We start from the raw sequence: 11,419 nt of genomic DNA, 5'->3' as shown, positions 1-11,419 counted from the left end.
CCGTATTCACGCGTTAAGTTTTTGTACATGGCAAACATATAGCTGACCTCACGGCCGCCGACACCGATATCACCAGCTGGCACATCGATGTCTTTATTGACATAGTGGTGCAGCTCACGCATAAACGCATAGCAAAAGCGGCGAATTTCGCTGTCTGTTTTGCCTTTAGGATCAAAATCAGCGCCCCCTTTACCGCCGCCCATCGGCAGACCTGTCAAAGCGTTTTTGAAAATTTGCTCAAAGCCCAAAAACTTAAGCACTGACTGGTTGACGGTTGGATGAAACCGTACGCCGCCTTTGTAAGGGCCAAGAGCGTTGCTGAACTGGACACGCCAGCCGCGGTTGACTTGTACTTCACCTTTATCATTTTCCCAGTTGACGCGAAAGCAGATAATACGATCTGGTTCAACCAAACGCTCGAATATCTTCATTTTTTGAAATTCAGGATGGGCATCGTATATAGGCGCGATAGTCAGTGCCACTTCTTTTACGGCTTGGACAAATTCAGGTTGATGGGCGTAACGCGCTTCGACTTTTTCGATGGCCTGACTGATACTCATATAGGTTCCTTAGGGTAAAAATGGTGGACGTGTTTATTTACATCGATGTCGCGTCGTATGGCAACAAACGAAGGGGATTATGGACATTGATGTAAGACTACAATCGCCCCTATACACTGCGGTATATAGAGGCTCGTGGGAGTAGAAAAGCGGGATAATGTGACGCCTGAACAAGACGCTCAGTAGCAATGACCGTTTCTATCCTGTAACTATATATCATTTTTTTGGCGTATAAGTCTAGTGAATATCACCATCATGAAAAGTTATGGTCAACGTTTTGTGTATAAATCATTCGTTTGTCTGGCCGCTACGCAGGCTGCTAGGCATTGAGAACATAAAGTAAAGCGCTGGGTAAATGAAACAAAAATTGCTACAGGCCTACTGTCTGATTGCAAGTGGCTGAGCCAAATAGAAAGAATAAAACCCTATCGCCAACTTTAGTTCGTCTTAAAATTAAAAACAACAGATAAAAGGTTGATAATGACAACTAGACGGTCAAAAAATAGCAGAACCCAGCCATTTGTTTGCTGTAACATATATCAATATAAGTAGTAAGGGTTTATAATGATCGACGTTTGCTTCAGCCCTTTTTAGTGTCGCTGATAGTGATCTCATCCATTCAATAACCTGTGATAGAGAAAATGATATGCGTACAGATTCGTTCCAGCAAATCTTGGAAGACCTAAACAGCTCATCTGCCGATGTCGAAGCATCTGCCCTAATTTCTAACGATGGTTTAATGATCGCATCAGCCCTACCGTTAGGCGTTGATGAAGACCGTGTTGGCGCTATGTCAGCCGCTTTATTGTCATTGGGTGACCGTGCAGGTCGCGAGCTGGCGCGTGGTAGTATCGATCGTATTATGATCCAAGGCGAAAAAGGCTATGTCATCATGACCTCAGCAGGCGATGAAGCGGTATTGACCATCATGGCCAAGTCAAACGCCAAGCTCGGTTTGATCTTTTTGGACATCAAACGCGCCTCAGAAGCCCTAGCAAAACTTATTTAATCGATCACTATTTGCCAGTCAATCACGACGAATACAACGATAGATAAATACAACGATAAATAAAGGAGATTACTATGGGTTCTCCAATCCCTGATGCACCAAAGCCGGATATGCCAGCTGAGCAGATGACGCTGACTTACTATGATGGCACCTCTCGGACTGTCTATGATACAGGTGTAGAGCGTCCCTACCCAGATGGTAAACTCATTGTCTCGCGTACCGATTTAGACGGCATTATCACTCACGTCAACGACGCCTTTGTCGAGATTAGTGGCTATGATATCGATGAGCTCATCGGTCAACAGCACTATATTCTGCGTCATCCTGATATGCCAAAAGCCGCTTACAAAGACCTGTGGGATACTGCTGAGTCTGGACAAAAATGGCATGGCTATGTCAAAAATTTATGCAAAGACGGCAGTCACTACTGGGTATATGCCACGGTCGTGCCCAATGTTCGCCGCGGCGAAACTGTAGGATATACTTCAGTACGCCGTAAGCCATCACGCAGCAAAATCGAAGCGGCAATGGCTCAGTACGCCCAAATGAAACAAAATGAGGAAGGCTAAATCATGACGACACACAATATGTTAATCGCCCCTGATTTTTCGCCTGAGCGTTTTGCAGGTTGGCATATGTTTAACACCTTGATTCAAAAGCGTGCCAACTTAAACATGCACCTAAATACGCCAGCCTCACACGCAGAGCAACAACAAATCATCACGGCTGGGAACATTCAGGTCATCTATGCCAACCCTTTTGATGCGGCAACTTTGATCCGTGAACAAGGCTACAAAGCGGTCGCACGTCCTATCGGCAAATCTGACGAAATGGTCATCGCCGCTGGTGCCAACAGCGACATCAACGCCTTAGAAGATATCAAAGCTGGTGCCACCATCGCGATGGCAAACAACCGCGATGTCAAGCTGATCGGTTTGCGCCTGCTTGAGGCTGTCGATATAGAAGAGTCTGATCTGAGCTGGGATGTCACCGAAACATATCAAGCTGCCGCGCGTAAAGTCATCAAAGGCGATGCGCAGGCAGCGTTCTTTTTGGCAGAGGTATTTCACGGTTTTTCTCGTCTGACCAAAACTCAGCTATCGGTACTGATCGAAAGTGATTTGGCTGATATCAGTCATGTACTGCTGATCAAAGACGATTTTCCAGATACCGATATCTTTATGAATGCCATCCTCAACCTGCACAACGACCCAGACGGTCAAGAAGCATTGGCCGAGCTGGGTATGCCGCAAGGATTTGAGGCCATGGATGAAGAAGACGCCGAGTTTATGATTGATTTGATGGAAACCTTGCTTGATTAGTCGTTACTTGCTATCTTGCTTTGGCTGATTTTATTTTTTCATGGTCGATGACAGTCGTCATCGCCGTGATTATTGGGTCATGTCCATACAACGCAACACCATAGGCGCAGCCGCTATCAAGGCAAGAATAACCGCAACGAAGATGTGACCTAAAGGATCCTGTTATGTCTGATGTAGATCTGATCAAAGAAGCCGAGACCGAGGCGCGCCGTGCGTTTCGCTTTTACTCACGCAAAGTATTTTTGGCACCTGCCAATCGTCACTTTCATGAGCAGCGTATCAATGCTGCCCTACTGCTGAGCGAAAAAGAGCCGCTACAGGGCGCGGTGGCAGATTTTTTTTATGGCTGCTGGTACGATATTCCTTACGATGTCAATAACCTATTTACCCGTATTAAAGACCGTCTGTACCCTCATGTTGCACAAGGCTTTCGCGACTGCATTGACAAAAAACGCTACATCCAGCGCAACAGTATGCTGGCGACGCGTTGGAGTGTGTTGATATCGCCGTCGCTCAATGAGCAAAAACAGCGACTGCGCATCAGTAGCGACGATGCCAAAGAAATCTCCAAAGACATCACCGCCGAGCTAATGCAAGCACGTGCCGAGGAGGACTGGGGCACGATTGAACAAATCGAAAACGAGTTTTTTGCCCACTGTATCGCTCGCAATGACCGTCTGGCTTTTTCTTTGGTTTGGTTTCGCTTAGGCAAAAGCGACTGGCACTTTGACGAGCGCTGGAACAACTGCCAACAACGTCTTGACCAAACCAAAACCATCAAAACTTAACTTATTGCCTGTTTTATAATTTCATCACAATGGTAGCCGCTATGTCCTCTTACTTAAATGCTGATAAAACCTATCTTACCCTAACCCCAGCCGGTATTTTTGAGGCATTTTCCCAAAGCGAACCTACAGAGGAGCAGCTATCGTTACAAGACCTACTCTCTTATGAGCAAACCCTACTCGCCGCTGATTGGCTAGAGCGCTACTCTGAGACGTGGTTACAGCGCTTTATAGAGGCCGGCTGGATCGAAAAGTTGTCCCTGTTTTTGCCCGCGCCCAACTTACCATTGGATCAGTTTTTGCCTTATGTCGTCGCAAGTCTATCTGGTAAACGCCGTGCCGCTATCGGCTCTGATGAGGGCTTTTGTCTGGCGCGCATCGGCTATAACCAAGAAGAAGCGGATATGCTGAGTGTGGCGGCGGGTGTTGACTTTTCAGGCTTTATGCTGCGCCAAAAACAACGCGGCTGGGCAGTAGAAAGCCAAGCAATTTCGTTTTTTCAGCAGGTTGACTTGTTGATTCCTGAGACCAGTTTTGTGTTTTTGTGGATTGATGGCTCAGGATATGTGCTGATCATCGATGGCGAGCCGCTCACCAATAGCCGCGCTTTTGTAGAGCTGGTTTGGGCACTCAAAACCTCTGGACTCCGATTTTTAAATTAAGCATCTATGGCGTACTTGCTCATAACTCGTGACGGTCATGACTTTTATAAACATAAAAATAGACATGACTGACGTATCATATTCTCATTAAGAGGCACGCACCCCACTTCTATGTTTGCGTTTATAGCAGACAACTTGGTGCGGTGCGCGCTCTTTTTATCCACAACGCCCTCCTTTATCTTTATACCATACCGCCATGCTTTTATATAAGCAAAGAGATAGCTGACGGCGGCACACTTCGCAACGATACTACCCTCATACGTAACAGTAGCTGGCACCGTATTGCGTCATACTGACCTTTGACGTATGCCAACCTTTACTTGTCTGTTTTTGTGGCTTGTAAGCGTATCTTAGAAGTCGGCTACGGCATGGCGTTGTCTAGCCTGCTACTCAACCACAGACGTGCTGATTTTACTGCAACTGACTATCATCCGACGGTTGAGTATTTCCTTGATCGTAATACCACTTTAAACAATAACAAAACGCCTGACGTGCTGGCCGCATCTTGCCACTGCTGGCGCGTGATCCAGTGAGCCATTAGGGGTTTGTAAAATCCGCTGTGACATTGCTTGGTCAAAAAAAAACAAACCAAAGTTTATTTAATAATATGATTGCAATCGCAATATCATTCTTCTAGCATGAATTGATAGATAGCAATTGCGCATAAACCTCAAATAACTTTGAACAATATCAATTATATAAATAATATCAGGCAGATAGATATGAAAAATACCAACACTCCCCTACGTATCGACATCGTCTCAGACGTGGTGTGCCCTTGGTGCGTCGTTGGCTACCGCCAACTGGCCGCAGCGCTTGAGCAAAGCAATACAGACCATGAGATACATTGGCACCCTTTTGAATTAAACCCAAAAATGCCAAAAGAAGGACAAAATATGCGTGAGCACATCATGGAAAAGTATGGCTCAAGTAAGGCAGAATCGGATGCCAGCCGTGCCAGAATAACAGAGGCGGGAAATGAGGTCGGCTTTCAGTTTCACTTCAACGACGACACACGGATGCACAATACCTTTAATGCGCACCAGCTCTTGCACTGGGCCGAAAAACAAGGCCACAGACATGAGTTAAAGCAAGCGCTTTTTGCAGCGCACTTCACGGACAACCGCGATATATCGGATAACGCGGTACTGGCCGATATCGCAGCAGAGGTCGGCTTAGATAGAAGCGAGGCACTGGCGGTCTTAGCAGACCAGCGTTTTGCTCGAGAGATACGCGCAGAAGAGCAGCACTGGCAGCAGCAAGGCATTCAAAGTGTGCCAGCGATGATTTTTAATGAGCGTCATTTAGTAAGCGGCGCGCAAGGGGTAGACAATTACCTCAATATCTTAGGGCAATTGGCCCATATGCCAGACTAAACCCTAAGCGTTGTCGATGAAAGGATATCTTATGCACGCTCACCCAACACCCGCGGTTATCGTCTTTGATGTCAACGAGACACTACTCGACATAACCACTTTAGCGCCGTTATTTGTACGCCTATTCGGTGACGAAAACATGCTCAGAGAGTGGTTTGCCCAGCTGGTGCTATACTCGCAAACCATGACGTTATCAGGGCTGTACACGCCTTTTGGTGAGCTGGGTATCGGCGCATTACAGATGAGCGCTGACATCCACCAAATCACGCTGACAGAGGACGATATCGATGAGTTAAAAGCGCATATGAGCAACATGCCTGCGCACTCTGACGCCGTCCCAGCATTGACCAAACTACGGGAGGCAGGGTTTCGTCTGGTGACGCTGACCAATTCAGCACCCAGCGCCGCCCCTACGCCACTAGAACAGGCAGGATTGACTACGCTTGCAGAGCAAATCATTCATCGCGCGCAAGGCTAATCGCTATGGTTTGTCTTGAGCATAAAAAAATACCGCCCCATAATAGGCGCGGTATTTTCAGCTTATCGTTTGCTGCTCAACTTAATGTTTACTCAGAAAAGTGCACCACCGAACGAATACTCTCACCTTTATGCATCAAATCAAAGGCCTCGTTGATGTCTTCTAACGGCATGGTGTGAGTGATGAAATCTTGTAGCGGAATTTCACCTGCTAGGTAGCGCTCGACATAGCCGGGCAACTCACTGCGGCCTTTGACCCCGCCAAATGCTGAACCTTTCCAAACACGGCCTGTCACTAGCTGGAATGGACGAGTTGAGATTTCTTGGCCTGCGCCTGCGACCCCGATTATGACCGACTCGCCCCAGCCTTTGTGGCAGCACTCTAGTGCTGAGCGCATGACATCGACATTACCGATACATTCAAACGAATAATCCACGCCGCCGTCGGTCAATTCGACGATGACATCCTGAATGGGCTTATCATAATTTTTTGGGTTGATGCAATCTGTCGCGCCAAGCTTTTTGGCCAACTCAAACTTGCTCTCGTTGATATCGATAGCGATGATACGGCTGGCTTTGGCCATTTGCGCGCCGATGATAGCGGACAGTCCGATGCCGCCCAGCCCAAAGATAGCAACCGTTGCGCCCTCCTCGACTTTGGCAGTATTCATCACAGCGCCCATGCCCGTGGTCACGCCGCAGCCCAGCAAGCAGACTTCTTCTAATGGCGCTTCTTTATTGACTTTGGCCAATGAAATCTCTGGCAACACCGTGTATTCAGAAAAAGTCGAGCAGCCCATATAATGGTAAATCGGCTTACCATCTTTGTAAAAACGCGTGGTACCATCTGGCATCAGGCCTTTACCTTGGGTTTCGCGTACTGCCGAGCATAGGTTGGTTTTACCTGAACGACACATTTTACAGACGCCGCACTCTGCGGTGTACAACGGAATGACATGGTCTCCGACTTGCACGCTGGTCACGCCTTCACCGACTTGCTCGACGATACCGCCACCTTCGTGACCCAAAATCGTAGGAAACACGCCTTCTGGGTCTTCACCAGATAAGGTGAACGCATCGGTATGGCAAACGCCGCTGGCGACGACCTTTACCAGCACTTCACCTTTTTTGGGTAGCATCACATCGACTTCTTCGATAGATAGCGGCTCATTTGGCCCCCACGCGATGGCGGCTTTGGACTTAATAAAATTATCTGACATAGTATTCTCTCTTGTAATCATAAATAAGTGATGGCGTTAATCACGCTCAGACCAATTTAACTTATAGCGCTTACACTGTAGAAGCAAGCGCTAGTTTGAGTCGTCTATAGGCGTTGATTTTATATTTTCCATTATAGTTGTTTCTGCTGTGATAACAATGTGTTATATTTGCAAATATCTTTTTCACAGTGGTAATAATCATGCGCTGGGATGGCATTAGTGAGTTTGTCTACGTAGCTGAATACGAGAGCTTTACCCGAGCGGCAAAGGATCTGGGCATCTCCACCGCGCAGGTCAGTCGGCAGATCAGCGCGTTAGAAAAACGCCTGAATATTAAATTGCTCTATCGTACGACACGGAAGGTATCGCTCACAGAAGAAGGGCGGGTGTTTTATCAGCATTGCCGCGGCGTGCTCGATGGCTTGGATGCCGCCGAGCAAGCGGTGAGTAACTTACAATCTAAGCCGCAAGGCAGAATCAAACTCACCGCCCCTGTCACCTATGGCGAGCAGCAACTATTGCCCCTAATCAATGACTTTATGGTGCAATACCGCGATATCGAAGTGACGGCCTTTTTGAGCAATCAAAAAATAGATCTAATAGAGGGCGGCTATGATCTAGCGGTGCGTATTGGCAAATTAAGCGACTCAACCATGATGGCAAAAAAACTCAGTCGCCGTACCAACTTTGTCTGCGCTGCACCTGCTTACCTAAAAAGATATGGTACACCGCACACACTGTCTGATCTGCACAAACATAACTGCCTACTTGGTACACGTGATTATTGGCACTTTATCGAAAATAATAAACAGGCTAACAAGGCAGTGGGTCAGCAAGCGCACAAACCAACGGATACAGAAAAAAACCTACGCGTTTCAGGCAGCGTGCAATATAACAGCGGTCATAGCTTAGTGGATGCAGCATTAAAGGGTCTAGGTATCGTGCAGCTGCCTGATTATTATGTGCAGCAATATCTGGCCTCAGGGGCATTGATCAGCGTACTGGATAACTATAGAGAGCCTGAAGAAAGCATTTGGGCGATTTATCCGCACAATCGTCATTTATCGCCAAAGATTCGCTTGCTGGTGGATTATCTGGCAGCGCGTCTGGCATAGTTGGCGCTCTTACATCATCGCTGATAAGATCCAGTTGTCACGCGCGCCTTTACTATGCATGGTTTATTACGCACAATGCTATAAAGCATCGCGCTTTGATATACAAAGAGTACTTATATAGTGAGTTCAGTATAAAAACGATACAGTGAGACTGGGATAAATTTTATGCAGCATCGAGCGGCGCAGGCACAGCACGCAAAGAAAATTTATACCAGTTCCACGTTGACATATAAGGTAGGCTGCAAACGCATGACCCACCTTTTTTCTGCTTTGAAAGAATGCGCTTATTCGCAGCCTTCAGCGCGTGCGATTTGCTCATGTAATTCTATTTTTAGCTTCTTTGCACATTCAATAATCTTTTTTCGATTGGCAGGTATAGCGCCATATTCAATCGCCGTTTTGCGCATTTGTACTGTCACATCATAGTGCGGATAGCTGGCGTCTCGGTGAAACAACCGCGTATCTATCTCAATCAAGGCGGCAAACTCATGGAGCTCTTGTAGGCTATCTGCCAGCATGTGGCACCATTTATAGCCTTTAAATTCTATCTGCATAAAATCGACATATATCGCCATAGAGTCGCCTCCTTTATTATCAATAGCTATTTTATCATGTGCTAAACAACGCTTTCACAAAACAGCCATTAGAACAATTCACGTGCATCTTTCTTAAGCTGCTTTAGGATAGTTTGGTACTCGCTATCATTGGTTTCAAGGCTGCTTAGACGTCCATAACGCAGCTGCCGATAGTTCTGCCTCATTTGCAAGATTTTTGCTTGTACAATCTCTGAATGCCCGCTATCTGTTAGCTTACTCACTTTACTGCTCTTATTACTACTTTTAGCAGTGGTATCGGCATTGATATCAGCGTCGATATCAGTATTTGAATCATTTTCTCGGCCATCAACCGCTATTGCCAAGCGCTCAAGCCAAGCCAGCTGCCCTTCACTCTCTTGACGAGCCAACTCTTTATCACTTTTACCAATACGTTTTGATAACTGTGCAAGTGGTAGGTCTGCTGGATGCCAACGCTTACGGCGACGTTGCCAAATGATTAAGATGACTATAGCCATCACCATGATAGCACTGACCGTCAGCCATATAATTTGCTGCATGATTGAGCGGATATTAAACCATTTGAGTAGCGAGTCGGCTTGCTTGTCCTGATCGTAACCAACGACATCTTTTTGCCAATAATAGCTGGCTTGATCGGAGAGGCGGCGTAAGGTTTGTAGCAGCTGATACTGCTGATAGCTGACTTGGGCAGCAGCACCGTCGCCAAACATCGCCGCGCCTTGCGACTGCGTCAGTGCATCCATACCCTGCTCGACACGCTCAGGCGCTACAAAAGCCGTCGGATCGACACGTAGCCAACCTTGACCGTCAAGCCAAACCTCCGTCCAAGCGTGCGCATCCTTTTGCCGCACTTCCCAAACATTACCACCGCGGCTGGGCTCGCCGCCTTGATAGCCTGCCACGACGCGTGCTGGAATACCAGCGGCGCGCATCATAAAGGTAAAGCTGGAAGCATAATGCTCACAAAACCCCGCTTTGGTCTCAAATAAAAACTCATCGATACGGTTATTATTCAGTTGTGGCGGAGACAGTGTATAACGAAAGTCCGTTTGGTTAATCCAGCGCTCCAGCGCCTGCATATAGCGCACAGGGTCTGAACCTGACTGAGCGAATAACTGCTGCGCCAAAGTTCGCGCTTGCAGGTTGCCGTCAGCTGGCAGTGTAAGATTGAGACGGCGTGATTCATCAGAGAGAACAGGGTCGATACGCATCGGTGCAAACTGCAATACGTCGTAGCGCAGCTGCTGAGTCACCGGCTGATCTTTTAATAAAGTAAAGTCTGAGGTGATTTTGACGTCTTGGCGCTGCGTAAACGGATAATCAAGCCCAAACAGCCAGTTTTGCTGCGTTGGCTCTAGGATAATCTCATAGTTGGTCGGCGCAACTTTCGCTTCATCAGGGATAGTTGCAAAGGCATTCTCAATCCAAGCAGGCGTTTGCGGTGCAGGCCGCCACTCTTGTTGCTGAGGGCTAGGACGCCACGTGACCCCATCAAACTCACTAAAGACCAAGCCGCGCCAATATAGCTGCTGCTGTGGGGGACGGTTATCTACAAACTCTACCCGAAATGCAAGCTCGGTCGATTGTCCCAAATTGGCAAAATCACCGGGTGACATACTATCAGAGACACCCGTGGTCACTTGCTGACCTGAGAGCTGCACTGACCATAGCGGTGGCAGGCGCGGGAAAAACAAAAACAGCACGACCAATAATGGCAATGCGCCAATACCCAGTACACCTAAAGTACGCAAGCGACCATCACCGCGCATATTACCGTCGTCATTTAACGCAATAAAGGCCAGCAGCACCGTCACTGCCCCCACGATTACCTCAAACGTCGTGACCAAGCCCTGATCCATCAAAAACAGTGCGGCGAGGACAAATAGCGATAAATTTAATACCACATAGGCATCACGGCGCTTATAGAGCTCCCACAGCTTGCTAATCAAGCATAGCACCAAAAACGCCACACCCATATCGAGGCCGAAAGCGGTGTGATAAGTCAGCCATAGTCCTGCCAGCCCTAACAAAAACCCGAGCATCTGCATGCCCTGATAGACGCGTTTTAGATGCGCTGTTTTTCTAAATCGCGCTTTCACACGCGGCAGCTGAGCAATAATACTGACCACCGCAAACCCCATTAGCCATAATGGCAGATGGGCTGCATGCGGTAAGATAATGACTACTTGGGCGATCAACACCCAATAATAGGCAGGCAAAGCAAAAAATTTGGCATATCCGCTTGGCTTTTCGCCGTGTACTATCTGTGCACTGCGATGATGACCCAAGGCCAGCTGCTCAAAGCTGGCAGTTTTTAT

Annotated in this window: 13 protein-coding genes; 9 read left to right on the top strand and 4 right to left on the bottom strand. The window is 47.5% G+C overall.

Annotated features, from left to right (window positions below; genetic code table 11):
- A partial coding sequence (locus tag NK638_RS10080; protein WP_274632918.1) for a Glu/Leu/Phe/Val dehydrogenase dimerization domain-containing protein occupies positions 1-560 on the bottom strand: 560 nt, incomplete at its 3' end.
- Positions 561-1,206: 646 nt separating this feature from the next.
- Between NK638_RS10080 and NK638_RS10075 the strand changes: the two genes are divergently transcribed.
- From NK638_RS10075 to NK638_RS10040, 8 genes are all read left to right on the top strand, one after another.
- Positions 1,207-1,569 (top strand): roadblock/LC7 domain-containing protein, encoded by a 363-nt coding sequence (locus NK638_RS10075; RefSeq protein WP_192995985.1) that lies wholly within the window; start codon positions 1,207-1,209, stop codon positions 1,567-1,569.
- A 74-nt stretch (positions 1,570-1,643) separates the two neighbouring features.
- Positions 1,644-2,138 (top strand): PAS domain-containing protein, encoded by a 495-nt coding sequence (locus NK638_RS10070; RefSeq protein ID WP_274632917.1) that lies wholly within the window; start codon positions 1,644-1,646, stop codon positions 2,136-2,138.
- A 3-nt stretch (positions 2,139-2,141) separates the two neighbouring features.
- Positions 2,142-2,891, top strand: a complete 750-nt coding sequence (locus NK638_RS10065) for a PhnD/SsuA/transferrin family substrate-binding protein (protein WP_274632916.1) — start codon at positions 2,142-2,144, stop codon at positions 2,889-2,891.
- Positions 2,892-3,055: 164 nt separating this feature from the next.
- Positions 3,056-3,679: a hypothetical protein gene (locus tag NK638_RS10060; RefSeq protein WP_075100532.1), complete on the top strand. Its 624-nt coding sequence runs from the start codon at positions 3,056-3,058 to the stop codon at positions 3,677-3,679.
- Positions 3,680-3,720: 41 nt separating this feature from the next.
- Positions 3,721-4,338, top strand: a complete 618-nt coding sequence (locus NK638_RS10055; protein ID WP_274632915.1) for a hypothetical protein — start codon at positions 3,721-3,723, stop codon at positions 4,336-4,338.
- Between the two features lie 320 nt (positions 4,339-4,658).
- Positions 4,659-4,871 (top strand): hypothetical protein, encoded by a 213-nt coding sequence (locus NK638_RS10050; protein WP_274632914.1) that lies wholly within the window; start codon positions 4,659-4,661, stop codon positions 4,869-4,871.
- Positions 4,872-5,060: 189 nt separating this feature from the next.
- Positions 5,061-5,714 carry a DsbA family oxidoreductase gene (locus NK638_RS10045; RefSeq protein ID WP_274632913.1) on the top strand — a complete coding sequence of 218 codons (654 nt, stop codon included), beginning with the start codon at positions 5,061-5,063 and terminating at the stop codon, positions 5,712-5,714.
- A gap of 31 nt (positions 5,715-5,745) precedes the next feature.
- Entirely contained in the window at positions 5,746-6,192 is a 447-nt protein-coding gene (locus NK638_RS10040; protein WP_274632912.1) for an HAD family hydrolase, read from the top strand.
- 88 nt (positions 6,193-6,280) lie between these two features.
- Here the strand turns inward: NK638_RS10040 and NK638_RS10035 are convergent, their stop codons facing one another.
- A complete protein-coding gene (locus NK638_RS10035; protein ID WP_274632911.1) occupies positions 6,281-7,411 on the bottom strand; it encodes an S-(hydroxymethyl)glutathione dehydrogenase/class III alcohol dehydrogenase in 1,131 nt (376 codons plus the stop codon).
- A gap of 200 nt (positions 7,412-7,611) precedes the next feature.
- On the opposite strand from NK638_RS10035, the gene NK638_RS10030 reads away from it, so the two are divergent.
- Entirely contained in the window at positions 7,612-8,526 is a 915-nt protein-coding gene (locus NK638_RS10030) for a LysR family transcriptional regulator (RefSeq protein ID WP_274632910.1), read from the top strand.
- Positions 8,527-8,810: 284 nt separating this feature from the next.
- Here the strand turns inward: NK638_RS10030 and NK638_RS10025 are convergent, their stop codons facing one another.
- Together NK638_RS10025 and NK638_RS10020 are read right to left on the bottom strand one after the other, a co-directional pair.
- On the bottom strand, positions 8,811-9,101 hold the full coding sequence (locus NK638_RS10025; RefSeq protein ID WP_274632909.1) for a DUF4031 domain-containing protein: 291 nt from the start codon (positions 9,099-9,101) through the stop codon (positions 8,811-8,813).
- A gap of 68 nt (positions 9,102-9,169) precedes the next feature.
- A partial coding sequence (locus tag NK638_RS10020) for a transglutaminase family protein (protein WP_274632908.1) occupies positions 9,170-11,419 on the bottom strand: 2,250 nt, incomplete at its 5' end.

It is taken from the genome of Psychrobacter sp. A3 (assembly GCF_028823565.1).
GTDB lineage: Bacteria > Pseudomonadota > Gammaproteobacteria > Pseudomonadales > Moraxellaceae > Psychrobacter > Psychrobacter celer.
Note: the sequence above shows the minus strand (reverse complement) of the source record. Positions and strands in the feature narration are given on the sequence as shown.